20 protein-coding genes are annotated in these 24,393 nt (G+C 69.3%); 13 read left to right on the top strand and 7 right to left on the bottom strand.

The features are described 5' to 3' along the window. Positions 1 to 8: 8 nt before the first annotated feature. Positions 9 to 980 (top strand): ornithine cyclodeaminase family protein, encoded by a 972-nt coding sequence (locus RYJ27_RS12070; protein WP_330170544.1) that lies wholly within the window; start codon positions 9 to 11, stop codon positions 978 to 980. Here the strand turns inward: RYJ27_RS12070 and RYJ27_RS12065 are convergent. After that, the gene (locus RYJ27_RS12065; RefSeq protein ID WP_330170543.1) at positions 877 to 2,406 is read right to left on the bottom strand and encodes a sensor histidine kinase; all 1,530 of its coding nucleotides are present in this window, start codon (positions 2,404 to 2,406) and stop codon (positions 877 to 879) included. The genes RYJ27_RS12070 and RYJ27_RS12065 overlap by 104 nt on opposite strands. After that, positions 2,403 to 3,017 (bottom strand): response regulator transcription factor, encoded by a 615-nt coding sequence (locus RYJ27_RS12060; protein ID WP_330170542.1) that lies wholly within the window; start codon positions 3,015 to 3,017, stop codon positions 2,403 to 2,405. The genes RYJ27_RS12065 and RYJ27_RS12060 overlap by 4 nt, the downstream gene beginning before the upstream one ends. A gap of 137 nt (positions 3,018 to 3,154) precedes the next feature. Here RYJ27_RS12060 and RYJ27_RS12055 point away from each other — a divergent pair, with 137 nt between their 5' ends. The 3 genes from RYJ27_RS12055 to RYJ27_RS12045 all read left to right on the top strand — a co-directional run bounded on the left by RYJ27_RS12055 (position 3,155) and on the right by RYJ27_RS12045 (position 6,866). Continuing rightward, positions 3,155 to 4,204, top strand: coding sequence for an iron ABC transporter substrate-binding protein (locus RYJ27_RS12055; RefSeq protein ID WP_330170541.1), 1,050 nt, complete (start codon positions 3,155 to 3,157; stop codon positions 4,202 to 4,204). Between the two features lie 98 nt (positions 4,205 to 4,302). After that, positions 4,303 to 5,796 carry an ABC transporter permease gene (locus tag RYJ27_RS12050; protein ID WP_330170540.1) on the top strand — a complete coding sequence of 498 codons (1,494 nt, stop codon included), beginning with the start codon at positions 4,303 to 4,305 and terminating at the stop codon, positions 5,794 to 5,796. Next, complete coding sequence (locus RYJ27_RS12045; protein WP_330170539.1) at positions 5,793 to 6,866, top strand: ABC transporter ATP-binding protein; 1,074 nt, start codon at positions 5,793 to 5,795, stop codon at positions 6,864 to 6,866. Before RYJ27_RS12050 ends, RYJ27_RS12045 begins: the two co-directional genes overlap by 4 nt. 31 nt (positions 6,867 to 6,897) lie before the next feature. Here the strand turns inward: RYJ27_RS12045 and RYJ27_RS12040 are convergent, their stop codons facing one another. Beyond that, complete coding sequence (locus tag RYJ27_RS12040) at positions 6,898 to 7,623, bottom strand: ROK family protein (RefSeq protein ID WP_330170538.1); 726 nt, start codon at positions 7,621 to 7,623, stop codon at positions 6,898 to 6,900. 13 nt (positions 7,624 to 7,636) lie between these two features. Here RYJ27_RS12040 and RYJ27_RS12035 point away from each other — a divergent pair, with 13 nt between their 5' ends. The 3 genes from RYJ27_RS12035 (at position 7,637) to RYJ27_RS12025 (ending at position 10,871) form a co-directional block, all read left to right on the top strand. Continuing rightward, the gene (locus RYJ27_RS12035) at positions 7,637 to 8,533 is read left to right on the top strand and encodes an FAD-dependent oxidoreductase (RefSeq protein WP_330170537.1); all 897 of its coding nucleotides are present in this window, start codon (positions 7,637 to 7,639) and stop codon (positions 8,531 to 8,533) included. An 11-nt stretch (positions 8,534 to 8,544) separates the two neighbouring features. Further along, complete coding sequence (locus RYJ27_RS12030) at positions 8,545 to 9,705, top strand: allantoate amidohydrolase (RefSeq protein WP_330172056.1); 1,161 nt, start codon at positions 8,545 to 8,547, stop codon at positions 9,703 to 9,705. Positions 9,706 to 9,788: 83 nt separating this feature from the next. After that, the gene (locus RYJ27_RS12025; RefSeq protein WP_330170536.1) at positions 9,789 to 10,871 is read left to right on the top strand and encodes an IS110 family RNA-guided transposase; all 1,083 of its coding nucleotides are present in this window, start codon (positions 9,789 to 9,791) and stop codon (positions 10,869 to 10,871) included. Between the two features lie 288 nt (positions 10,872 to 11,159). On the opposite strand, the gene RYJ27_RS12020 is transcribed toward RYJ27_RS12025, so the two are convergent. After that, positions 11,160 to 12,054, bottom strand: a protein-coding gene (locus tag RYJ27_RS12020; protein WP_330170535.1) for an IS5 family transposase whose coding sequence is annotated in 2 segments (ribosomal slippage) — positions 11,160 to 11,702 and positions 11,704 to 12,054 — 894 coding nt in all. Because the reading frame shifts where the segments join, the coding sequence is not laid out codon by codon here. A 116-nt stretch (positions 12,055 to 12,170) separates the two neighbouring features. On the opposite strand from RYJ27_RS12020, the gene RYJ27_RS12015 reads away from it, so the two are divergent. After that, complete coding sequence (locus tag RYJ27_RS12015; RefSeq protein ID WP_330170534.1) at positions 12,171 to 12,755, top strand: helix-turn-helix domain-containing protein; 585 nt, start codon at positions 12,171 to 12,173, stop codon at positions 12,753 to 12,755. Between the two features lie 37 nt (positions 12,756 to 12,792). Here the strand turns inward: RYJ27_RS12015 and RYJ27_RS12010 are convergent, their stop codons facing one another. Further along, on the bottom strand, positions 12,793 to 14,460 hold the full coding sequence (locus tag RYJ27_RS12010) for an amylo-alpha-1,6-glucosidase (protein WP_330170533.1): 1,668 nt from the start codon (positions 14,458 to 14,460) through the stop codon (positions 12,793 to 12,795). After that, complete coding sequence (locus RYJ27_RS12005) at positions 14,457 to 16,412, bottom strand: glycoside hydrolase family 127 protein (protein WP_330170532.1); 1,956 nt, start codon at positions 16,410 to 16,412, stop codon at positions 14,457 to 14,459. The genes RYJ27_RS12010 and RYJ27_RS12005 overlap by 4 nt, the downstream gene beginning before the upstream one ends. Positions 16,413 to 16,678: 266 nt before the next feature. On the opposite strand from RYJ27_RS12005, the gene RYJ27_RS12000 reads away from it, so the two are divergent. From RYJ27_RS12000 to RYJ27_RS11980, 5 genes are all read left to right on the top strand, one after another. After that, positions 16,679 to 17,920, top strand: coding sequence for an ABC transporter substrate-binding protein (locus RYJ27_RS12000; protein ID WP_330170531.1), 1,242 nt, complete (start codon positions 16,679 to 16,681; stop codon positions 17,918 to 17,920). Positions 17,921 to 18,056: 136 nt separating this feature from the next. Continuing rightward, the gene (locus RYJ27_RS11995; RefSeq protein WP_330170530.1) at positions 18,057 to 18,899 is read left to right on the top strand and encodes a carbohydrate ABC transporter permease; all 843 of its coding nucleotides are present in this window, start codon (positions 18,057 to 18,059) and stop codon (positions 18,897 to 18,899) included. Then, positions 18,896 to 19,792 (top strand): carbohydrate ABC transporter permease, encoded by an 897-nt coding sequence (locus RYJ27_RS11990; RefSeq protein ID WP_330170529.1) that lies wholly within the window; start codon positions 18,896 to 18,898, stop codon positions 19,790 to 19,792. The genes RYJ27_RS11995 and RYJ27_RS11990 overlap by 4 nt, the downstream gene beginning before the upstream one ends. A 67-nt stretch (positions 19,793 to 19,859) precedes the next feature. Then, a complete protein-coding gene (locus RYJ27_RS11985; RefSeq protein WP_330170528.1) occupies positions 19,860 to 22,148 on the top strand; it encodes a glycoside hydrolase family protein in 2,289 nt (762 codons plus the stop codon). Positions 22,149 to 22,166: 18 nt separating this feature from the next. Continuing rightward, positions 22,167 to 23,204: a LacI family DNA-binding transcriptional regulator gene (locus tag RYJ27_RS11980; protein ID WP_330170527.1), complete on the top strand. Its 1,038-nt coding sequence runs from the start codon at positions 22,167 to 22,169 to the stop codon at positions 23,202 to 23,204. A 51-nt stretch (positions 23,205 to 23,255) separates the two neighbouring features. Here the strand turns inward: RYJ27_RS11980 and RYJ27_RS11975 are convergent, their stop codons facing one another. Then, a complete protein-coding gene (locus RYJ27_RS11975; RefSeq protein ID WP_330170526.1) occupies positions 23,256 to 24,392 on the bottom strand; it encodes an ROK family transcriptional regulator in 1,137 nt (378 codons plus the stop codon). Position 24,393 lies beyond the last annotated feature (1 nt).

Below are 24,393 nucleotides of genomic sequence, written 5' to 3'. Positions count from 1 at the left end.
GGTGGGCGGTGCCCGGCGTGTTGACGATAGACGCGGCCACCGTGTGTTCGCTCGTATCCTGGCGCGACGCGGTGACGGAGTTGCGGTCGGCTCTGAGCGACGGTCTGGATCCGGCCGGACAACCGGCTCGCACCGCCGTTCCGACGGCGCGCGGAGAGCTCCTCCTGATGCCGGGGGAGCACGGTGGGATGGCGGGCGTCAAGGTCCTCTCCGTCGCGCCGGGAAACGACGCGCTCGGTCATCCCCGGATCCAGGCGACCTACATCCTGATGGACTCCGAGACGCTCACGCCCCGTGCCGTGCTGGATGGTGCGGCGTTGACGACGCTCCGCACCCCGGCGCTCTCGGCGGTCGCCGTGGACGAGCTCGCGGCGCCCGATGCTCACCGCCTCGTGGTGTTCGGCGCGGGACCGCAGGCCGAGGGCCACGTGCACGCGTTGCGCGCCGTTCGCACGATCGACGACATCCGGATCGTCTCGCGCTCACCCGAGAGCGCGACGGCCCTCGTCGAGCGGCTCGGCGAGCACGGCATCCCCGCGGCGGTCGGTGTCGCCGGTGACGTGAGCCGAGCCGACATCATCGCCACCGCGACCAGCGCGGGAAGTCCGCTCTTCGATGGCGCGATGGTCCGGGATGACGCGATGGTCGTGGCGGTGGGCTCCCACCATCCCGAACGCAGGGAGCTCGATCCGGTCCTGATGCGTCGAGCGATGGTGGTGATCGAGGACGTCCCGACGGCGCTGCGCGAGGCCGGCGACGTCGTGTTGGCGATCGCGTCGGGTGCGCTGCGCGCCGATCGACTCGTGCCCCTGGGCGACCTGATCCGCGCGAACGGCCCGAGGGGTCACCGGCCCCGGCGCGCAGGGCCGGTGGTGTTCAAGTCGGTGGGGCAGGGGTGGCAGGACCTTGTCGTCGCAGATGCGGTCTATCGGGCGTTCCGCCGCGGGAGCGGGAACGGGAACGGAGGGGACGGAGAGTAGGACGGATCTCGGGCCCGCTGGCGCCCATCTCCGCTCGGACGACGCACGTCAGCACCGTGCCGGGGCCGCCGGTGTGCTCGGGATGGCGTGCGCGCACCGTCATGCCGCCGTCGATCGCCTCGACCGCGCGGCGGACGAGCTCGAGCCCGACGTGTCCCTGGACCCGCGCCTGCCGCGCGGCGCCCTCGTCGATGCCTGCGCCGTCGTCCTCGACCGTGATGCGCACCGTCCGCGCACCATCCGCCTCCCGGCCGACGGTCAATCTCAGCGCGATCACGAGGGCGTCCGCGTGCTCAACCGCGTTGCGCAGACCCTCCTGCGCTGCGTGGAACAACACCGCTGCCGCATCGTCGTCGAGACGGGCGAGCACCGCTCGGTCCTCCTCGCTGGGGCCCGTGTAGAGCAGCGTCGGCGGCGCTCCATTCCTCCCCGCTCTTACCCGAGCGGCGAGCTCGGCGACGTCGTGGTCGAGTGAGGCCGCGGTCACAGCGCCGGGAACGAACTCGGTGAGCATGCCGCGCAGGGTCGCCATGCTCTCGGCGAGGACATCGCCGACCCGGTCGAGCACATCCGATTCGCGCGTGCCTGCGGTGCGCTCGAGCGAGCCGACGGCGAGTCGCGCACCCGACAGCGACTGGACGACGTCGTCGTGCAACCGCCGAGCCAGTTCGGCGCGCTCCTGCTCGCGCGCCCGCTGCCCGAAGGCGAGCACCCGCTCGTGTTCGGCGTCCAGCCGTTCGAGCCGCCTCGCCAGCCGGATCGACAGCGGCAGCAGCACGACGAGCAGGGCGACCAGGCCGCCTGCGATGACGGGCGCCTGCAGCGAGAGCGCTCCTGCGATCATCTGCCGGGTATAGACCGGGACGTACACCTCGAGCCGCATGTCACGCCCGGCGGCGTCGGTGAAACCGATGAATGCCTCCCGCAGCTCGACCGGCAGTCCCGCCTCGAAACGATGCTCGACGTCGTCCGGCACCGAGAGCACAACGGTTTCTCCCGCGTCCAGCCTGGTCGCCAGCTCAGCCGAGAACGGGCGCACCTCGCCGACGATCTCGTCGAGGTCCGAGTAGACCACTCTGACCTCGTCCCCTTCGACTCGCCAGACCTTGATCCGCTCGATCGTGCCGCTGGCGAAGAATCCGCGCAGCTCGGCGTCGAGAGCCTCGGTGTCGAGACCCTCGTCGGCGAAGTCCATCGCGCTGAGCGGCTGCAGTACGGACTCGGCAAGCCTCGTCGTGACGACGGCGGCGATCCGGTCGGCCTGGCGAGTCGTGAGCAGCCACTCGGTCAGGAGCATCGCACCGAGCACCGCGAGCAAGACGGAAGACGTGGCGATGAGGTGCACGCGGAGGGCGCGGCGGAGGAGCCGAGGCGAGTCGAATCCAGCCGTGTGCCTCGAGTCCGCCTTCGCGCGGTGCGTGCTCACCCGAGGCTCGAGTCGAGTGCGCCCAGCTCCCGCGCCCGCGCGACCGCCTCCAGCTGCGAGCGCGCGCCGAGTTTGCGCAGCAGCCCCTTGATGTGGTCCCTCACGGTGTGCTGCGACAGGTCCAGCTCGTCTGCGATCTCGGCCGCCGCGCGGCCGCGCGAGAGTGCACCCAGCACATCCCATTCCCTCGGAGTCAGATCGACGACCTCGTGCGGCGATGCCGGCAGCGTCCGCGAGAGCACGGGACGGGTCGTGGATGCCGAGCGGACCGCGGCGAGCAGGTCGTCGAGTCGTTCGTCCTTCGCCAGGAACGCGACCGCTCCCGCTGCGAGCGCAGTCGCCGCGTGATCGGCGCGAGGGTGCGCGGTCAACAGCACCACTCGGCAGCTCGGCCGCAGAGCCAGCAATGAGTGCACCAGCTGGAGTCCATCACCGTCCGGCAGTCGCACATCGAGCACGACGACGTCAATCTCGTACGCCGCGAGCTTCGCCAGGCCCTCGGCGGCCGTCGTCGCGGTCGCGACGCACGCGATGTCCGCGGTCGCATCGAGCGCGAGCGAGAGCAATTCCGTGAACACCCGATGATCATCGACGACCAGGACTTTGATCACGGACGCTCCATTCGGGGCTGGATGGGGGCTCGACGGGGCCCACCCCCAATCTTGGGGGGAGTGCTCCCTTGAGGTAAGGCTACCCTCATTCATGGGATCCCACAGTTCACTCCCTACGCACCGAAGGATCACTTCAAATGACCGCTCCAGGACGCACGGCCGCATTCTTCGCGTCGGCCGTGGCCGCCGCCATGCTGCTGACCGCCTGCTCCACCGCGAGCAGCGAACCCGCCGCGACCGAGACCGTTGCCGCCGACGAGGACCGTACGCTGGTGGTCTACTCGGGCCGTGATGAAGAGCTCGTCGCTCCGCTGATAGAGCAGTTCGAGGACGCGAGCGGGATCGACGTGGAGGTCCGGTACGCCGGATCGACCGAACTCGCCGCCCAGTTGCTCGAGGAGGGCTCGGCCACGCCGGCCCAGGTGTTCCTGTCGCAGGATTCGGGCGCACTCGGCGCCGTCGCCGCGGAGGGGCTGCTCACCACTCTGCCCAGCGAGATCACCTCGCTGGTGCCGTCAAAGTACACGTCTCGCGACGACTCCTGGGTCGGTCTGACCGGTCGCGCCCGTGTCATCGCCTACGACAGCGAGAAGTACACGGCCGACCAGATCCCGGGCGACGTATGGCAGCTGCTCGACCCGGCCTGGCAGGGCAAGGTCGGCATCGTGCCCGCGAACGCGTCCTTCCAATCCTTCATCACCGCGATGCGCGTGCAGGAGGGCGAGGACCGCGCGCGGGAATGGCTCGAGGGGATGAAGGCCAACGGGGCGCAGATCTTCGGCCGCAACGGCGAGCTGCTCGAGGCCGTCAACGCCGGCGCCGTCGACGTGGGCCTGATCAACCACTACTACTGGGCCCGCTCCGAGCAGGACCCGGCCACCCTGCGTGCGCAGCTGAAGTTCGGCGACCCCGGCTCGATCGGCGCGCTCGTGAACGTCACCGGCGCGGGCATCCTCGCCCCGGCTGAGGGATCATCCGAGGCGCTCGAGTTCGTCGAGTACCTCGTCTCGAACGAGGGGCAGACCTACTTCCTCGAGGAGACGTACGAGTACCCGCTGATCGGCGACCTCGAGGGTCCGGCGGGCGTCCCGCCGCTCGCCGATCTGGGTGCCCCGGATGTCGACCTGTCGCAGCTCTCCTCGCTTCAGAACACCGTGGCGATGATCACCGAGGTCGGCCTGCTCTGACTGAGCTTCTACCGCCCGCAGGCTCCGCGAACGGGACACGCTCGCGGAGCCTGACCGAGGGCGGGGGCGCCGCACGGCGGCCCCCCGCCCTCTTGGTCGTGCTCGCGGTCGTGATCGCGGTGATCATGCTCGCGCCCGTCGCGCAGCTGATCGTCCGGGCCCTCGGCTCGGGTGGTCGTCACGCCGCCGCGATCCTGTTCCGTCAGCGCACTCTCGAGCTGTTCGGCAACACGCTCCTACTCGCGGTGCTGGTCAGTGCCGCGTGCCTCGTCCTCGGCGTCGCGATCGCCGTGGCGACTGTCCGGGTCAGGCTCCCGTTCCGCCCGCTCTGGCCTGTTCTGGCCTGCCTGCCGCTCGCGGTGCCGAGCTTCGTCGGCGCGTTCGCCTGGTCCTCGGCCCTCCCGCAGTTGCACGGCCTCGGGCCGCTCGTGATCGTCACCGTGCTGACCACGGTACCGCTCGTCACCGTGCCCACCATCGGCGCGCTCGCCCTTGCCGATCACGGTCTGGCCGACGTCGCGCGCACCCTCGGTCGCAGCCGATCGTCCGCGTTCTTCACCGTGACGCTGCCGCAGATCCTTCCCGCGGCGGTCACCGGCACGCTCCTGGTCGCGCTGTACACCATCTCGGACTTCGGCTCGCCCGCCATCCTGCGCTACGAGACGCTGACGACGGGCGTGTACGCGCTGTTCAGCGGCGGCATCGACAGATCGGCGTCGGCCGTCACGTCGCTTGCGCTGGTCGCGTTCGCGCTCGTTCTGGTGCTCGGCGAGCGGCGACTGCGGGGCGATCGCGCAGGGGCGGACCCCGGTTCGGTGCAGCGAGGGCAGACGGCGCGTCCCCTGGGTACACTGAGCACTCTCGCGTGCGGCGCGGGGCTCGGTCTCGTCGCCGCACTCGGTGTCCTCGCGCCGCTCATCGCCATGACGGTGCGCTGGCTCAGCAGCGAGCGGTTCGGGAGCACGATGGAGGATCTCGCCGCGGCGACCGTGACGACGCTGCTCCTCGGTGCCGTAGCCGGCACCGTCACGGTCGTGCTCGCGCTGCCGATCGGTGTGCTCGCGGCACGGTACCGGTCGCGGCTCATCGCGCTCGCCGAGTCGGTGTCCTACCTGACGCACGCGATCCCCGGTGTCGTGGTGGCTCTGGCCCTCGTGGCGCTGTCGTTGGCGCTCGTCCCGGCGGCATATCAGAGCGCTGCGGCCCTGATCGCCGCCTACGTGGTGCTGTGCTTCTCGCTCGCGATCGGCGCACTGCGCTCGGCGATCGCGAGGGTGCCTCCTCGGCTGGAGGAGGTATCCCGCACTCTCGGTCACGGCCCGTTCTTCACCTGGTGGCGGGTCACGGCGCGCACCGCGCTGCCCGGCATCGTCGCCGGATGGGTGCTCGTCGCGACGGCGGTCATGAAGGAGCTGCCGGCAACGCTCATGTTGCGACCGATCGGAGTCGACACGCTCGCGACGGAGCTGTGGAGCAAGACCAGCATCGGCGCCTACGGGGCGGCCGCCCCGATCGGGGTGCTGCTGGTGCTCGTAGGCCTGGTGCCGGCGATGATGCTGGCCGCGACCCTGTACGAAGGAGCACGTCGATGACGCGTCGGCCGATCGCACAGCCGCACGGCGTGGCTGCCCTCTCGGCGGACTATGGTGGCGGGGTCGAGGTCTTGCGAGACATCGATCTGGGCATCGAGGACGGCGAGCTCGTAACCGTGCTCGGTCCCTCGGGAAGCGGGAAATCCACGCTGCTGCGGACCATCGCCGGGCTGCATCCGGCCCGTAGCGGAACCGTGCACCTCGGCGGCCGCGACGTGACGACGGTCAGGCCCGAACGCCGGCGGGTCGGCCTGGTCCCGCAGGATGGGGCGCTGTTCCCCCGGATGTCGGTCGCGGGCAACATCGCGTACGGGCTGCGGGGCGTGCCCGCCCATCGTGCCGCCGGGCACCCTCGCGTTCGGCAGCTCCTGGAGCTGACCGATCTGACCCCGCTCGCGGGAAGGTTCCCCCATGAGCTCTCCGGTGGCCAGCAGCAGCGGGTGGCGCTCGCGAGGGCGCTGGCACCCGCGCCGCGTCTCATGCTGCTCGACGAGCCGTTCAGCGCTCTCGACGCGAGCCTGCGCGCGCGTCTTCGGATCGAGGTCGTGGATCTGCTGCGCGCCCAGGGAGTGAGCACTCTGCTCATCACCCACGATCAGGAGGAGGCGCTGTCCGTGAGCGATCGGGTCGGGGTTCTGCGCGACGGCAGGATGGAGCAGCTCGACAGCCCCGACCGGCTTTACGCCAGGCCCGAGAACGCGTGGGTGGCGGGTTTCGTCGGCGACGCGGTACTGCTGCCGGCCACCCGGGACGGCAGCGGCGGGCTGGCGACCGTGCTGGGTCCGCTCGTGGGTTCGCAGGGTACCGCGCCCGGGTCGGGCTCGCTCGGGCTGTACCGCCCGGAGCAGCTCGCCCTCAAGCCGACGGAGCGCATGACGACGATGCCCGGCCGTACCCCGGTCGGCACGATCGAACGGATCAGCAGATTCGGCTCGCACGCCGTGATCGCGGTGCGCCTGGACCGGGCCGGCAGCCGGGTCACGATCCGCCGGACGGGTCTCCACGACCTGGGCGTGGGCGATCGCGTCGTCGTGTGGGCCGCGACTCCCGGCGTCGTGGTGCGCGCCTGATCAGGCGGGGGGAACCGGACGCGTGTGCGCCCTACGCTCCGATCTGCAGCCCGAGGGGAAGCATCGTGGAGTCGGCCGGACGGGTGAGGTACTGGATGCCGCGGGGCGAGAGCACCTGTTCGATGCCGGAGACCATCCCACCGATCAGACCGGCCTCGTTTCCGAGTGAGCCGTGCGTGACGGAGAGGTTGCGGGTCGCCAGCGGTTGCGCCTGCTGGTAGACCACGCTCCGGATCTGCGAGAGCACGTCTTCCGTGCACTCGGTGACATCTCCGCCGATCACGATCCGGGCCGGATTGCAGAAGTTCACGAGGTCGGCGATCGCGCGCCCGAGCGTCGCGGCGGTCTCCCGCACGACGCTGACGGTCGTGGCGTCTCCGAGCACGAGTCGGCTGATGAGGTCCTTCGACGTGACGGGAGTGCCGAGCGCCTTCGAAACGCGACCTGCCATGGCGCCCACTGACGCGATCGCCTCGAGGCACCCGCGGTTCCCGCAGCTGCAGAGCACGTCGCTCATGTCGCGCATCTGGATGTGCCCGATGTCAGCGGCCGCACCATGCAGCAGCAGGCCGCTCTCGCTGACGAAACCGGCGCCGACTCCCGTGCTGATGTTGATCATCAACAGGGGGAGGTGGGCGCCGCCGTAGGCGCGTGCCTCGGCCAGCGCCACGAGGTTGACGTCGTTGTCGACGATGACGTCGCAGACGAAGCGTTCCGCCATGAACTTGCAGACGCTGAAGCCGTCCCACCCCGGCATGAGCGGAGGCGCAATGCCACTGATCTCAGCCGTCGGCGCGGTGGATCACGGCGACAGGCGCGATCCGGTGCGGCTCGCGCGCGTTCTCGCCGACCAGGGAGTCGCGCACGAGTTGCTCAGTGCGGCCGAGGCGACCGACCGCTGGGGCGGTATCGCGTTCGACGGGGCCGTGCTGTGGCACGACGAGGCCGGCGTCATCGATGCGGAGGGGGCGGTGAACACGATGCTGCGCCTGGCCGTGGCGGCAGGCGCGACCGTGCGCACCGGGTGGCCGGTCGCGGCGGTCTCCGCCCGTGGAGCCGGGTACATGGCCGTTTCGAGCACGGGCGATGTCGTGGAAGCCGAGCAGGTCGTCGTGGCGGCGGGCGGGTGGCTGCCCGACCTGCTGGGGGGTCTGGGCATCGGTACGGAACGCCTCGCCGCGTTCCCCTCCCTCGAGGTTCGGCAGGAGCAGGCCTTCCACTTCCCGTACCGCGACGCGGCAGATGTCTGGCCGACCATCATTCACAAGTCCGCACCCATACAGGTCTACGCACTGCCGGGCGGCCGCGATGCGGAGTTTCGAGGACAGAAGGTGGCGGAGTACAACGGCGGACACACGATCCGCTCAGCAGCGTGGCACAACCGTGCGATAGATCCCGTCCGGAGGGAGCGGGTCGTCGCGTACGTGCGGGAGAACCTGCCGGGCCTCGTCCCCGAGCCGTACGCCGAGACCACGTGCCTGTTCACGAACATCGCGGGCGAGGACTTCGTGATCGATCGCATCGACGGGATCACGATCCTCTCGCCCTGTTCGGGCCACGGCGCGAAGTTCGCACCCCTGCTGGGCGAGTACGTTGCACGCCTGGTCGAAGGTGACGGCGACGTCCCGGACCGCTTCCGCCCACTGACCGCGGGAGTGCGCGCGTGAGCGTCGCGGGCATGCTCGCCGAGATCGCACACATCGGCGCGGATCCGCGCGGCGGCTACTTGCGGCCCGGTTACGGTCATGAGGACAGGGAGCTGCGCGAGTGGTTCGGCGCCCACGCCGAGGCCCGCGGGCTGGAGGTGCATCGAGACGTCAACGGCATCGTCTGGGCGTGGTGGCGCCCCCGAGGCAGCGCTGGTCCGGCTGTCGTCACCGGCAGCCACCTCGACTCGGTGCCCGGTGGCGGCGGCTACGACGGACCGCTGGGCGTCGCATCCGCGCTCGCCGCTGTCGACCTGCTGCGGGAGCGCGGCGTGACACCGTCGCGTCCGGTGGCGCTGGCGGTGTTCCCCGAGGAGGAGGGGTCCCGGTTCGGTCTCGCGTGCCTCGGCTCGCGCCTGATGGCGGGAGCCGTCGCACCCGAACGCGCGCTCGCGCTGAAAGACCGGGACGGCACCACGCTCGCGGAGGCGCTGATCCGTGACGGTCTCGATCCCCGACATGTCGGCATGGATCGCGAGTCGCTCGACGGCATCGGGTGCTTCGTCGAGCTGCACGTCGAGCAGGGGCGCGGACTCATCGACCTGGGCCACCCGATCGCGGTCGGGTCCTCGATACTCGGGCATGGGCGCTGGCGCATCACGGTCGACGGGCAGGGCAACCATGCCGGCACGACCCTCATGGCCGACCGCCGTGACCCGATGGTCGCGGCAGCGCGCATGGTCGTGGCGATCCGGGAGGTCGCGCGCGACGTGCCTGACGCGCGCGCGACGGTCGGACGGATCGAGCCGGTGCCGGGCGGGACGAACGTGATCGCGTCGAGGGTGTCCTTCTGGCTGGACGCGCGTCATCCCGAAGATGCCGTGACGGCGGCGCTCGTCACCCGCATCCGCGACTCGGTCGAACGGATCGCGGCGGAGGAGGGATGCCGGGCCGACGTACGTGAGGAGTCGCTGAGCCCCACCGTCGACTTCGACCGCAGCCTGCGCGCGGAGTTGCGTGCCGCCCTGCCGGGCGCACCGGAGCTCGGCAGCGGGGCCGGCCACGACGCCGGCGTCATGGCCGGTGCGATCCCCACGGGCATGCTCTTCGTCCGCAATCCGACGGGCGTCTCCCACGCGCCCGAGGAGCTCGTCGAGGACGCCGACGCCGAGCTAGACGCTATGAGTGGTTGAGCCTGAGGCCTCCGCTCGCGTAGACCGTGGGTTGCGGGCCGGTATCCCGGCTTCGCCTATCCACATACGTGAGGGAGGCCCCAGTGATATCTGAGCGTACGAGTGTCGGGCTGGATGTGCACGCGCGGAGCGTGGTCGCGGCCGCGATCGACGAACAAACCGGGGAGCTCGTGCAGCGGCGCATGGGCTCCAGCACCGAGGAGATCGTCGCCTGGGTGACGGGCCTGCCGGGCCCGGTCGCAGCGACGTATGAGGCCGGTCCGACGGGATTCGGGCTGGCGCGCGCGTTGACGGCCTCCGGAGTGCGATGCGTGGTCGCGGCGCCATCGAAGCTGCAGCGCCCGGTTGGTGACAGGGTGAAGACGGACGCGCGTGACGCGGTGCATCTGGCCCGGCTGCTGCGGCTCGGGGAGATCGTCGAGGTGGTCGTCCCGAGCGTCGAGTCTGAGGCCGCCAGGGATCTGGTGCGCGCCCGCGAGGATGCGCGCGGCGATCTGATGTCCGCCCGTCACCGGGTCAGCAAGCTGTTGCTGCGGCAGGGCATCCAGTACGCGGGCGGGAAGGCATGGACGGTCGCGCACGACACCTGGCTGCGATCGCAGCGGTTCGAGCTGGTCGGGCTGCAGGCCGCGTTCGATGCCGCCTACGAGGCGATGATCCAGGCCGTCGACCGGCGGGACCGTCTTGACGCGGCGATCATCCGCATGGCCGCGGACAGCGAGTTCACCGACGTCGTGAACCGGCTCTGCTGCCTGCGAGGAGTCTCGACGCTGACCGGGTTCGGGCTCGCGGTCGAGATCGGCGACTGGACCCGGCTGGACGGGCACCGCATCGGCGCCTATGTCGGCCTGACCCCGTCGGAGTCCTCATCCGGGGCGTCACGCGCACTGGGCGGGATCACCAAGACCGGCAACGGCCACGCCCGACGGCTACTGATCGAAGCGGCTTGGCACCACCGGCCGATCTACCGGCCCACCTCGCCGATCATGCGCGCCCGATGGGACCGCGCCAGCGCCGCAGCCCGGGCGCGAGGCCACGCCGGCAACCAGCGTCTCCACGAGCGCTGGGCCGGGTTCCAGGCGCGCCGGAAGCGCAGCGTCGTCGCCAACGCCGCGATCGCTCGCGAGCTCGCCGGCTGGTGCTGGTCCCTGGCCGTCATGACCTGACCCGCCCCCCCTGCTTCCGGTCCTCGACGGTGGTGACGGCAGCGTCCGGGCGACTCGCGACACGCCCTATGAGCAACCCGCCCAGGCTGGCCACGCTCGATCTCTAGACTCGCGTGAACGCCCCGCCGAACAAGCCGTCATGCGGTAACCAACCCGCGCATATCAGAGTGACAACGCGTCGAACACGACCCGCGCGTCACCACCCGACACGACCGGAACGAGCGGACGCCGAAGCCGACGGGCACGGCGTCCGCTCACCCCTGCCCCTTGACAAACCCCACCCCCATATCAGGGCGTGTCTGACAAAGCCTTGGTCCAGGCGATGACGGCGTTGAGAACGACGGCGGCGCGGTAGGTCACGGCGTGTTTGTCATATCGAGTCGCGAGGCCTCGCCACTGCTTGATGTGGCAGTAGCGGCGCTCGATGACGTTGCGGTTCCGGTAGTCGGCCGCGTCCAGGCCCACGGGTCTGCCACCGCGGGGACCGCGTCGCTTTCGATGGCCTTTCTGGTCGTCAGGCTCGGGGATCACGGCCTTGATTCCGCGTGATCGAAGATGATGTCGGATCGCGCGGGACGAGTACGCCTTGTCGCCTCGCACCGCGTCCGGGCGGGTCCGCGGCCTGCCCGTGTCGCGGCCCACACGCAACTGCGCCATCAGCGGCAGGAACATCGGCGAGTCACCCGCCTGACCCGGTGTGATCAGGGTCACCAGCGGCAGGCCGTTGCCGTCGACGAGCTGATGGATCTTCGTCGACAGGCCCCCGCGGGATCGGCCGATGCCGTGATCAGGCGGCTCGAGCCCCGGATTCGTGTAATTCGATCCAGCCCCCTGTGAGGCGGGTGGTGTTCGTGGCGTGCTGGTGGGCGCGGGCGATCGTGGAGTCCACCGACAGCGACCAGTCGACCATGCCGGCCGCATCCGCTGCCGCGGTGACCTTCGCGAGCACCCGATCCCAGGTGCCATCCGAGGCCAACCGATGATGCCACGTCCACACCGTCTGCCACGGCCCGAACACCTCCGGCAGATCCCGCCACGCGATCCCGCACCGATACCGGTAGATGATCGCCTCGACCATCGTTCTCGCGTCTGCGAACTTCCGACCCGGCCGACCCGTCGGACTCGGCAGCATCCCCTCGATCAACGACCACTGAGCATCCGAAAACATCTGGAACCGAGACACGTCCCCAGGGTCTCAATCAAACCCCCAAACCTTTGTCAGACACGCCCTAGGCGCCGGCGCACTCGCGGACGTACTCGCGTCGCTCACCGGCGCAGGCCCCTCCGTATGATGGACGGATGACGGATCCCGCGAGCGTGCAGGGCGGCATCCTCGAGCCGATCATCGCCCAACAGGTGCGCCACTATCGCGCGGAACTGGGCATCTCCGCGGCCGACCTCGCGGCCCGCACGGGGCTGTCGAAGGGCATGATCTCTCGCATCGAGTCGGCGACGACCTCGTGTTCTTTGACGACGCTCCAGCGCCTCGCAGAAGGGCTGTCGGTGCCGGTGACAGCCCTCTTCCGCGGCACCGACAGCGATCGGGAGGCATCCTTCACGAAGGCCGGTGCCGGCAGCGTCAGCGTGCGCAGCGGCACGCAGTACGGCCATCAATATCGAATGCTCGGCGTCTTGAAGGACCTGCCGGACGCGATCGAGCCCACGCTCGTGACCCTCACCGACGCTTCGAACGTCTTTCCGCTCTTCCAGCACCCGGGGACCGAGTTTCTCTACATGCTCGAGGGGCGCATGGTCTATGGGCATGGTAGCTACGAGTACGAAATGGAGCCCGGCGATTCCCTGCTGCTCGACGGTGAGGGCCCGCACGGCCCCGTGGAATTGCGCGAACTGCCGATCCGATTCCTCGCGGTACGCGACCGTTGACGGCCCGGCCGGTCGAGCAGGCGTGCCCGACCGACCGCTAAGCGCGCCCGCCGCGGTAGCGGGACGCGAGTGTGAGGAAGACGCTCGCCGTCCACGAGTAGGCACGGTCGCGAAGGCCGTGGCCGGAGAGGGCGTCGAAATTCTCCGCCATCCCCGATCGTGCGACATTGCGGCAGAAGGCGTCGGCGATGCGCCCTGCGAGCGCGGAGTCGCCCCCCGCGGTGAGCCCGTCGACGATGAGCATGGTCGACGGCGCCCAGACGGGGCCGCGCCAGTAGCCGTCGCTGTCGTACGCGCTGCTGCGCACCGATTCGGTGGCGAGGCCGCTTGCGGTGAGGAAGTCGTGGCTGCCGATGTCCTCCGCGAGGGCGCGGAAGACATCGCCGGGCAGTCTGTTCCCCAGAATGACTGGCACTCTCGTGAGCAGGCTGGATGACGCGACCTCCCGTGCGCTGCCGGCTCGACGCACGACGAACCGGTCGCCCCTCCAGAGCCGCTCCAACAGCATGCCCAGCATGCGTTCAGCGCGCTCGCGCCACTCGTCGGCCTCTTGCGGGCGACCGAGAGTCGCCGCGGCATCGGCGAGTGCGTCCATCTGCACCACGAGCAACGCCGCCAGGTCGGGGGATTCGACCGGCACTCCGCTTTCGAAGACCGTGCTGTTGTCCCACCCGGAGTCGTTGCCGTGGTAGTAGTGCGGCAGGGCCGCCTCCGTCGCGGTGCGCTCGGTGAGCCACCAACGCGTCCACCGGCTCAGCGGCTCGTAGGACGCCGCGAGCCACGACTCGTCGACCAGGCCACGCTCACGCATCCGCTGCAGCGCCCATCCGTGGATGGGTGGCTTGACGAACGAATAGCTCCGGAACGCGTCGTTGATGTAGTCGGGCAGGCGTCCATCGGCGGTCTGGTGGTCGAACACGCTGAAGTACTGGTGCGCAGCGAGCCACGGCATCCGCTCGAGCGACATCGCGTTGAAGCAGTTGTCCCAGCTCCAGAGGTTCGTCATCCAGTTCTTCGACATCAGGATCGAAGGTCGGTTGAGGAACCCGGACGGCTCGACGAGCGTGGACCAGAGGACGTAGGCGGCGAGCTCCCGTGCGTCTTGGAACTCCGGGCCGCAGTCGGGCATCAGATCGAGGAACTCGGCGAAGTGGGGCACGACGCCGTCCGCAGGCACGGCCTGGAGCGGGCCGGACGACTCGGCCTCCTCCTCGATGTGAAACACCGTTCCCGGGTCCCCCGCCAACAGCAGCAGGCCGCTCCGGACGCCGTCCCACGTCGACAGGGACCGGGCCGAGCCGGCGCGGACGCGGATGCGCAGCGTCGTGCGCGCCTCGTAGCGCAGGTACCGCCACTCGCCGTCCCCGAGGGGGACGAGTGTGTCGTAGGGCCCGGCTGCATCCGCGCGGAGCAGGATGCCGACGCCGTCGCCGTGCACGCGGACGCGCGAGGGATCCTCGAACGCTATCCGCACGGCGCCGGATCCCGCCTGGATCGCGAGTTCGTCCGGGGTGAAGCTCGCCTCCCCGGCGGCAGGACCCCCGTCGGTGAGGGGGAGGACCTCGAGAAGATCGGGTGTGCATGCGCCGCTTCGAACCGTGCGCATCCTCACGGTCTCCGACGTCTCGCCGCTGCCGGAGAGACGGGAGAACGCGATGTAGGAACCGGCAGCCGAGAACGGGACGTGACGCAGATCGGCGATCATGCGCCCGATCCGGAGCCCGAGTTCTCGGCGGAGCCGGGCGCGGTGCGCATCCAGACGCGCATGGTGCTGGGCCCGCGGTTCGCCCACGCGTGGTACGGAGTGAGCGCAACCGCCTGCACGGCATTCGATTCCCGCGGTCGGGCGTCCTCCGTGTACGGCCACGAGTGGATGTCGGAGTCCTCCAACAGCCCGGTCACGAAGACGCCGTCCGCGCTTCTGGAGGGAGCTCGGGACGTGTCTGCGACGAAGCGGTCCACGTGGGCGTGGTCGGGAAGGTCGACGGACTCGAGCGCGTACACGAGCGGGCCGACCTCGACGGCGGCGGTGCCGCGGATCCCGTCGATGCGCGGGTCGGGGAAGGTCCATCTCGGCCGCAGCGGCAGGATGAGCCGGACGCGTTCGCCCCGGGCGAAGGCGCGGGTCACGGTCACGCGGCCGGGCAGGACGGGTCGGCTCACCCCGTCGACTTCCAGGGTCGCGTCCTTCGCCCACGCGGGGACGCGGAGCGCGAGCTCCCATGGCGCGTCAGGGGAGTCCTCGACGACGATGTCGATGACCTCGTCGGTGGGATACTCGGTGTGGATGCTGAGTCGGACCTGACCGAGGTCGGGGAGCGTCGCGCGGATGACCGACTCGCTGTACTGGTGGATGTCGATCCCGGTGCTCGAGGTGGAGGCGAGATAGGCGGTCAACGTCGCGAAGGTGCGCGCCAGGTTGGTCGGACAGCACGAGACTTCGAACCAGGGCGCGCGCAGCCCGGAGTTCGCGCGCAGGCTCACCTCGTCGGGTGCCGCGGGGACCGTGGGGGTGCGCTGGTGCAACGTGTTGGAGTAGAAGAACGACCGACCGTCGGGCGCCTGCGACACGGCGACGACGTTGAACAGCGTGCGCTCGATCAGGTCCGCGTACCGGGGGTTTCCCGTGGCGAGCAGCAGACGCCACGAGAGCATGATCGACCCGACGCCGGCACAGGTCTCGCAGTACGCCCGATCCGAGGGCAGTTCGAAGTCCTCGCCGAACGCCTCGTCCTGGTGGTGGGAGCCCATTCCGCCCGTCACGTAGGTGCGCCGCGCCACGGTGGCCTCCCACTGGCGCTCGATCGTCGCGAGGAGCTCGGCGTCGCCGGTGTCCACGGCGACGTCCGTCGCGGCGGCGGTCAGGTACAGGGCCCGTACGGCATGTCCCCGCAGGACGGTGGCTTCGCGTATCGGGACATCGTCCTGGAAGTAGGAGCGCCCCCATTCGATCTCGCGCAGCGACCCCTGCCCTCGTCGATCGAGGAAGAGGCGCGCCTGATCGCGGTACTTCTGGTCGCCGGTTGCGCGTGCGAACTCGATGAGACCCAGCTCGATCTCGGGGTGCCCGCAGACGGCTCGCATCCCGTCGTCGCCGAAGACGTCGCACACGTGGTCCGCCGCGCGTCGTGCGATCTGGACGAGTTCGTCCTCGACGCCCGTGCGGAGGCGAGCGACCGCCGCTTGCAGAAGGTGCCCGACGTTGTACAACTCGTGTCCCCACTCCAGGTCGGAGTACCGGGGTTGCTGGCCGGGGCGCCCGAACATCGTGTTCAGGTAGCCGTCGTCCTCCTGCGCGGCCGAGACGCGCTCGGTCACGGCGCGGACGGTCTCCTCGAGAGCCGGATCAACGGTCGCCGCCAGGTGCCATGACATGGCTTCCAGCAGCTTGTAGATCTCGGAGTCCGAGAACTCCCGCCCTCGCCTCTCCTGCGGCAGCGTCCCGCCGGCGGCTGCGTCGAAGTTGTGCAGCCATCCGACTCGTTCCATCCAGTCCAAGCTGAGCGGGATCGTCGACTCGGCGTTGGCCCGCTGCCTCGCGGCCCAAAAGCCGCCCGTGATCGTGACGTCGGTCGCCGACAGCGGCCGCTGCCTCGTGGGCGCGGCCGGCATGACGGGCGCGACCGAGTGGCGAATGCCTGAGGTGGGGATGGTCACGACGCCTCCTGTTGCAAAGTTAGGGAAAGGTTTTCGTGAAGAGTATCCACCGAACTGATGCTCGTCAATTCATCCAACAAGCGGCATTATTGAAGAGCTTGACAGCGAAAACTTTGGAGAATACGGTAACCCAGGAAAAGCATTTCTTGCCCTGTCGCCGTCTAACGATGCGAGCGGCGGGTCAGCATCGAGCAAGGGAGCAGATGATGGTACGCAGAGCTCGTTCGCGCGGCTCCGTCGGCAGGTGGGCGACCGCAATGATCGCCGTGTCCTCCGTCGTAGTGATCGGCGGGTGCGCGCCGGGTGGTGGTGGTGGTGAGTCCGGTGGCGACGGGCCCATCACGGTGGGAGTCGAAGCCGGCTCGCCGTGGGAGACGTTCTTCAAGGAGAAGGCCGTCGAGTTCACCGCCGAGACCGGCATCGAGGTGGAGTTCCAGGCGATTCCCCACGCGAACATGCGTCAGCAGTTCCTCACCGACGCAATCGCCGGCGCGGGATCCATCGACGTGTTCACCATCGACCAGCCGTGGCTGCCGGAGTTCGCCTCGCAGGGATACCTCGTGCCCCTCGACGACGTCGTGTCCGAAGAGGACCGCGCGGACTTCCTGCCGCACACTCTCGACACCGTGAGCTACGACGGTGGCCTGTACGGGCTGCCCTATATGGTGCACAACACGGTGCTGTACTACCGGACCGACCTGTTCGAGGCCGCCGGCCTGGAAGAGCCGCCCACGACGTGGGACGAGTACCGCGAGTACGCCCGCATCCTCACCGACCGCGACGCCGGCATCTGGGGCACGATCATCCCGGGCAAGCAGGACGGGGAGGTCGCGACGCGGTTCCAGACGTTCGTCAAGCAGACGGGGTCGGACATCGCGGCGGAGGACGGTGCTCCCACGATCGACACGCCGCAGGCGCTCGAGGCCTTCGACATGATGACGGCGATCCAGTTCGAGGATCAGTCGAGCCCCCCGGGTCTGCACGACATCACGGAGATCCAGGGCCAGTTCCTCGAGGGCAAGGTGGCCATGGTCTTCCAGTGGCCCTACATGTACGGGATGACGGCTGACCCCTCACAGTCCAAGGTCGTCGACCAGGTCGGGCTCGCGATCAGCCCCGGCAACCCCGACCGGGTGTCCACGACGTTCTCGTGGGGCTTCGGAGTGAACTCCGCGAGCGCCCATGTCGACGCGGCCACCGAGTGGGTGCTGTGGGCCACGAGCACGGATGTGCTGACCGAGCTGAGCGTCACGCATGTATCGCCGGTTCCCCGCGAATCGGCCACCGAGGCCGCCGCCGAGGATCCGGCCCTCACCGCCGAGCAGCACGCGGCGATCGCCACCTTCTCGGACTCCGTCGCCGAGAGCACCACGATCCCGATGACGCCCTTCTATCCGCAGTACCAGGACGCGATCGCCGTGGCGGTCTCGAGCGTCATGTCGCAGAACCAGGATGCCGCCGCCGCCTTGCGCGACGCGCAGGCGACCGCCGAAGCGGCATTCGGATAGTCGGTTCCACCTCCGGGGCTCGGGAGTTCATCCTTCCGGGCCCCGGATCAGAAGAGGACACACAATGGCAGCCACGGGACGACGGCCGATAGCCGCTTCATCGATCAGAACGCAGCGCCGCTGGACCGGAGTGGCGTTGACGGCGCCCGCGATCATCGCGCTGGGCGTGACAGCGCTGTTCCCCCTTCTCTGGACGATCTCGTTGAGCGTGCAGGACTTCCGTGTGGGGGCCGGCGGGGACTCATCGTTCGTCGGGGCGGAGAACTACGTGGGGGTGCTGACGTCGCCCGAGTTCGTGCACGCGCTGATGCAGACCCTCGGCTACGTCGCGACGACGTTGCTCCTCGAACTCATCGTCGGTCTCCCGATCGCGCTCGCTCTGCACCGGGCGACCACGGGTCGCCGCATTCTTCGTGTCATCGTCGCGCTGCCGCTCATGGTGGCGCCGGTGGTCGCCGCGCTCGCCTTCAAGTTCCTGTTCTCCAGTGACTACGGCCTGATCAACCGCGGGCTCGAGATCCTGGGGCTGCCCGAGCCGACGTGGTTTGCGGATGTCTGGCTCGCCCGAACGACCATCCTCGTGTCCAATCTGTGGCTCGCGCTTCCCTTCGTCGTGCTCGTGCTTCTCGCGGGCCTGGCGAACATCCCCGACGAGCTCGTCGAGGCTGCGCGCACCGACGGCGCCAGCAGGTGGCGCACCTTCGTCCACATCATCCTTCCCCTGCTGCGCCCCGCGATCCTCATCATCCTCGTCATCCGTCTGGCCGACGCGTTCCGCGTCTTCGACGCCGTGTACGTGCTCACGGGAGGCGGGCCGGCGAACTCGACGGAAGTGATGAGCTCTTACCTGTACCGACTCATGTTCACCCGGGCGGACTTCCCCGGTGCCGCCGCCGCGACGATCCTCTTCGTGATCGTGATCGCCGTGTGCGCGGGAAGCATCTTCTTCCTTCTGAGAGATCGCGAGGATCGCCGATGACCTCCACCATCGCCAAGACGTCGACTGCGCCGACGGCAGTGCCACCTCGACACCGCCGGGTCCGCGCTCGCCGCGTCGCCCCCGCCGTCGCGTTCACGACGATCTCGGTCGCGGCGGTCGCGCTCTTCCTCATGCCCATCGCATGGATCTTCGCCACGTCGTTGAAGCCCACGTCCGAGATCTTCGCCATCCCGGCGCGGCTGCTGCCGGAAGCGCCGACCCTGGAGCATTTCGGCGCGGTCCTGAGCGACGGCGCCCTCCTTCAGATGTTTGGCAACAGCCTGGTGGTCGGGGCGGGGGCGACGATCCTGAGCCTCCTTCTCGGCGTGCCGGCGGCGTTCGGATTCGCGCGATACCGCTACCGGTTGAGCGGAGCGCTTCTCGCCGCAGCCCTCGTGACACGGATGTTCCCGCCCGTCGCGCTCGCGCTCCCCTTCTTCCTGCAGTTCAGGGAGCTCGGGCTGATCAACACGACCGTGGGCCTCACGATCGCGTACATCCCCATCGTCCTGCCTCTCGTCATCTGGATGCTCGAGGGGTTCTTCCGCGAGTTCCCGGAGGAGCTGCTCGAGGCCGCACGGATGGACGGGCTCGGGACCCTTCGCACGCTCATCCGGATCGTCATACCGTTGTCGCGCCCGGCGATCGCCGTCGCCGCCCTCTTCGGATTCCTGGCCGCATGGAACGAGTTCGTCATCGCGCTCTCGCTCACGCGTACACCGGATGCGCAGACCATGCCCGTCGGGATCGCTTCCTACATCACCCAGTTCCAGACCGTCTGGGGCCAGATGACCGCAGCATCCGTGCTGTATCTGCTTCCCGTCCTCATCATCACCCTCATCGCGCAGCGGGGCATTATCGCGGGCCTGATGAGCGGGGCGAGCAAGGGCTGAGCAGGGCAGCCCGCCCACCCATTTCGACACGTCCCGTTACCGTTGCCTTCAAAGGAGACGCATTTCCATGCACGCTGCCCACGCCGCTCCGCTCGAGTTCGCTCTGCGCGAGCTCCCCGACATCACGGTTCGAGTTCCCCGCCCCGTCTCTCTCGAGTTCCACGTACCCGGTAAGCCGACCGATTCCGTCTCGGTCGGCTACGACGAAGCCGTCGAATCGGACTCGGGACTGCGGGCAACGGCGCACGTGACGTATGACGGCTGGGAGATCGCGGTCGACGACGAGTGGACCGTGCAGGCATCGGTCCTGCGGGTGCACAGGAGCGTCCGCGTCCTCCGGTCGGGGACGTCACTATGCGGCGTGCGCGCGACCATCACCGCCGACCTGCACGCAGGAGGGGAGCTCTTCGATGCGGGGCGCTACTACGCCCCGCCGGCTCTGTACAACCTCAATGACATCGACGAGGACGGTCTCGAGGACTACGTCGACAGCCGGGAGCTGGTCTACCGCGACGACCGCCTGACGGCGCTGAGCGTGCTGGCCTACTTCCCGCGCCTGGGCGGTGGCATCGCACTGGTGCGCACGGACCTGCCCGAGCGGGACGACAGCCCGGAGCGGGAGCGGGGAGAGGTCGAGTTCCTGCAGTCGACCGATGTGGGAAGCCTCGGCGTGGCGCCGACGGCGGAAGACCGAGCGAGCCTCGTGGCGGCGTATCCCTTCGTGGAGCGTTCCCACTCCCACGCGTTGACCGCGCGCGGCCGCGAGGGGTGGGGCGCCTTCTATCCACTCAGCGCCGGGGCCGAGCTCTTCGACGTGACGTACGAGTTCCGCGCGCTACGCGCCGAATCCGACATCGACGCGCTTTGGCAGCTGTGGTCGGCTCGGCTCGCGGAGCTGGACCCGCAGCGTGTCGAGCTCCCGACGACGCTCGAGGAGATCACCCGCCTGCGGGTCGAGGCACTCCTCCCGTATTACGCGGAGGGAGTCGTCAACGGCGAGCAGGCTGCGGGCTTCGTCACGAACTGTCATCCCCAGGACGGCATCCAGCTCGGGAACATCATCCAGTACGGCTTCACAGGACAGAACGTGCTGAATGCCCTGCACGCCCTCAACCACGCCGACACCAGCGCGGATCCCGCGGCCCGCGACAAGGGCCTGCGGGTGATCGACTTCTTCGCCTCTCAGGCTCTCGCCTCTCCGCGCGGCCTGACGCCGACCTTGTACGACCTCGAACACGGCCGCACCTCGAACTGGTGGAGCGGGCTGATCCTGCCGCTCGCGTACGCGAGTGAGGGCGATGACCTCGAGCAGCTCATGGGGCCCGTGTACAACCACATGAAATACGCGATCGAGCCGCTGAAGGGCCTCGAGGGAACGTACCTGCGGTGCATGGCCGAGGAGCACACCGCGCTGCTGCGCGCCTACCGCTCCGAGGCGGACCGCGGGAGTGAACACGCGGATTGGCTCGCCGCTGCGGTCTCGTTCGGCGACTTCCTGCTCTCCGCGCAGGAAGAGGACGGGACGTGGCGTCGCGCGTACGGTTTCGACGGCTCGCCCCTCGTGGAGCCGCGCGTGTGGTTCGGTCTCGCCGAACTGAACCAGAAGTCATCCACGGCGACGGCCGTTCCCTTCCTCGTCGCGCTCTCGGAGATCACAGGCGAGGATCGCTATCTCGAATCCGCACGGAAAGCCGAGCGCTTCACCGCAGAGCGCTTCGTGCGCGATGTCAAGCACAATGGCGGCATCCACGACAGCATCTACGCGAGGGCTCAGCTGGTCGACAGCGAGAGCATCCTGTTCTGCCTGCGCGCGTCGCTCTCGGTATGGCGGAGCACCGGCGACGAGCGGGCCCTGCGCAGCGCTCTCGACGCGGCGAGACTGCTGGCCACGTGGGTGTACCTGTGGGACGTGCCGCTGCCGCCGTCGAGCACGCTGGCCGGATACGGATTCCGCACGACGGGATGGAGCGCCTGCGACACGTCGGGCGCCGGATACATCCATCCGTACGAGTTGCACGCCGTCCCCGACCTCTTCGAGGTCGCCGTGGCGACCGGCGACGAGGACCTGGCGCGCATCGCAGAGCTCGTTCTCGCCGGATCGAGCGCGAACGTCGAGACGCCCGAGAAGTCGTGGGGCTATGCGCGCCCGGGCCTGCAGGAGGAAGGTGTACTCGTGAGCTGGTGGATGATCGACGATCCGATGTTCGAGGGCACCCACTTCGGCGGTCGCGGGAAGGGTGAGGGCAACAAGACCTGCCTGCCCTGGATCTCGGCGGTCGGAATCGATGCGCACGATGTTCTCGTGCAGCGTTACGGCACGAGCGATCTGGGAGAGTGGTGGCGTAGGCCCCGGTAGAGAGCCCTCGAAGGGAAGATGATGCCAGAGCGAGCCGACCCGATCGACAAGCGCTCCCGGCCGGCCACGTTGCGCGACGTGGCACAGCTCGCAGGGGTGTCGATCGCGACGGTGTCGAAGTCGCTGAACGGACGCGACCACGTCCGGCCGGAGACGCGGGAGCGCGTGCTGAGAGCTGCGGAGAAGCTGAACTTCGCGCCGAACTCGCTCGCGCAGGGGCTCCTGACCGGTCGAACAGGCACCGTCGGCCTGCTCACGAGCGACATGGAGGGGCGCTTCTCCCTGCCCGTCATGATGGGGGCGGAGGATGCGTTCGGAACCGGCAGCACGTCGGTATTCCTGTGCGACGCCCGCGGAGACGCGATACGCGAGCAGCATCACATCCGCGCGCTGCTCGGCCGTCGGGTCGATGGGCTCATCGTCGTGGGTGACAAGACCGATCCCCGCCCCTCGCTCGGGCATGCCTTCCCCGTTCCGATCGTCTACGCGTACGCACCGTCCGATGACCCGAGGGACATCTCGGTGATCAGCGACAACGTCGGTGCGGGGAGTCTGGCCGCGGAGCACGTACTCAGCTGCGGGCGACGACGGATCGCGTACGTCTCGGGCGACGTCACGTACGCCGCCGCACGGGATCGCGTCGAGGGCGCCGTCCAGACGCTCGGTGCCGCGGGCCTCGAGCTGCTGGGGGGTGAGGCGCTGTACGGGGCCTGGACGGAAGAGTGGGGGCGCGGAGCGATACGCACCCTGCTGGCGAGATTCCCCGATCTCGATGCCGTGCTCTGCGGCAGCGATCAGATCGCGCGCGGTGCGCTGGACGCCCTGCGCGAGAGCGGGCGGTCGGTTCCCTCCGAGGTTGCCGTCATGGCACACGACAATTGGGTGCCGATCGCCACGCAGGCGCGGCCGCCGCTGTCGACGATCGACATGCGGCTCGAGCTGGTCGGCAGGCGCGCCGCGGAACTCCTCTTCGAAGCGATCAACGGCGAGGGGCGAGGAGGGATCCACTCCGTCGCGACGAAGCTCGTGACGCGGGGGTCGACCGCGCTCGTGTAGCCGAACCGCTGCCGATCCCGGCGGCGAGCGGGCCCCCGACGGCCGCCGGGATCAGATGTCGGCGATCAGTTCGTCGACCGCCGTTGCGCTCAGGCGTTCGTTGAGGACCATTAGCCCCGCCCCGCGGATACCCGCGGTCGTGCCTCCCTCGGCGGGCACGATGTTCAGGTGCTGCGTCGCGAGCGGGATCGACGTCTGGTAGACGACTTCGCGTACGCCGGCGATGATCTCCTGCACGTTCACCCCCAGCTGGCCGCCGATCACGACGACGGAGGGGTTGAGGATGCTGACGCAGGCCGCGGTGACCTTGCCGATGATGCGGCCGGCGTCGCGGGCCGCGGTGACCGCCATCGGGTCGCCGGTACGGATTCGTTCGATCACGTCGGTCGTGTCCACGCTCGCGCCGTCGCGGCTGAGGCTCGCTGCGATCGCCGGCGTGCTGGCGAGCGCTTCCAGGTCGCGATCGTCCGCTACGCCCGGCACCTGCACGTGTCCTATGTCTCCGGCGGATCCGCGGGCTCCGCGCTGAAGCTGTCCGCCGAGGATGATGCCCGCACCGATGCCCGTGGCGACCTTGATGAACAAGAGGTCGCTGACGCCGGGCCACCGCGTGGCACGCTCGCCGAGCGCCAGGAGGTTCACGTCGTTGTCGACGAGGACGGGCGCGTCGAGCCGCTGACGAATGAAAGCGGGGATGTCGAAGCCGTCCCAGCCGGGCATGATCGGCGGGCGGATCGGCCTGCCCGTCGAGTGCTCGACCGGACCTGGAACCCCCACGCCCACTCCCAGCAGGTGCCGCTGCCTGCCCGCCGCGGCGAGCAGGCGCTCGGCCGTATCGAGTGCCCACGTCAGGATCTGGATCGGCCCCTCCGCGATGTCGAGGGTCCTGCTCTCCTCATGCAGCACCTCCCCGGCCAGGTCGAGGATTCCGACCGAGCCGTGAGTCGCGCCGAGGTCGATCCCGATGCACACCCGTGACGTCTGCTCGAAAACGAGGCGGGCGGCGGGGCGTCCGCCGGAAGCGGCCGCGGTACCGGTCGGGGTGACGAGTCCGACAGCCGCGAGGGCCGCGAGCCGATTCACCACGCTGGTGCGGGCGAGTCCCGTCTCTTCCACCAGTTCGGCGCGCGTCCGCGGACGTCCGTCGCGCATCAGCTGGAAGAGCTCACCGGCGCCCGCAGAGATCATG

The sequence above is a fragment of the Microbacterium limosum genome (genome assembly GCF_036324365.1).
In the GTDB taxonomy this organism is placed as follows: domain Bacteria; phylum Actinomycetota; class Actinomycetes; order Actinomycetales; family Microbacteriaceae; genus Microbacterium; species Microbacterium limosum.
This window is presented reverse-complemented; position numbering and strand designations above follow the sequence as displayed.

Excerpts from the sequence above, each read along its gene's own strand:
- RYJ27_RS12055 (WP_330170541.1), top strand. The coding sequence starts at position 3,155 with ATGACCGCTCCAGGACGCACGGCCGCATTCTTCGCGTCGGCCGTGGCC.
- RYJ27_RS12045 (WP_330170539.1), top strand. The coding sequence starts at position 5,793 with ATGACGCGTCGGCCGATCGCACAGCCGCACGGCGTGGCTGCCCTCTCG.
- RYJ27_RS12040 (WP_330170538.1), bottom strand. The coding sequence starts at position 7,623 with ATGCCGGGGTGGGACGGCTTCAGCGTCTGCAAGTTCATGGCGGAACGC.
- RYJ27_RS12035 (WP_330170537.1), top strand. The coding sequence starts at position 7,637 with ATGCCACTGATCTCAGCCGTCGGCGCGGTGGATCACGGCGACAGGCGC.
- RYJ27_RS12030 (WP_330172056.1), top strand. The coding sequence starts at position 8,545 with ATGCTCGCCGAGATCGCACACATCGGCGCGGATCCGCGCGGCGGCTAC.
- RYJ27_RS12015 (WP_330170534.1), top strand. The coding sequence starts at position 12,171 with ATGACGGATCCCGCGAGCGTGCAGGGCGGCATCCTCGAGCCGATCATC.
- RYJ27_RS12010 (WP_330170533.1), bottom strand. The coding sequence starts at position 14,460 with ATGATCGCCGATCTGCGTCACGTCCCGTTCTCGGCTGCCGGTTCCTAC.
- RYJ27_RS11990 (WP_330170529.1), top strand. The coding sequence starts at position 18,896 with ATGACCTCCACCATCGCCAAGACGTCGACTGCGCCGACGGCAGTGCCA.
- RYJ27_RS11985 (WP_330170528.1), top strand. The coding sequence starts at position 19,860 with ATGCACGCTGCCCACGCCGCTCCGCTCGAGTTCGCTCTGCGCGAGCTC.
- RYJ27_RS11980 (WP_330170527.1), top strand. The coding sequence starts at position 22,167 with ATGATGCCAGAGCGAGCCGACCCGATCGACAAGCGCTCCCGGCCGGCC.
- RYJ27_RS11975 (WP_330170526.1), bottom strand. The coding sequence starts at position 24,392 with ATGATCTCTGCGGGCGCCGGTGAGCTCTTCCAGCTGATGCGCGACGGA.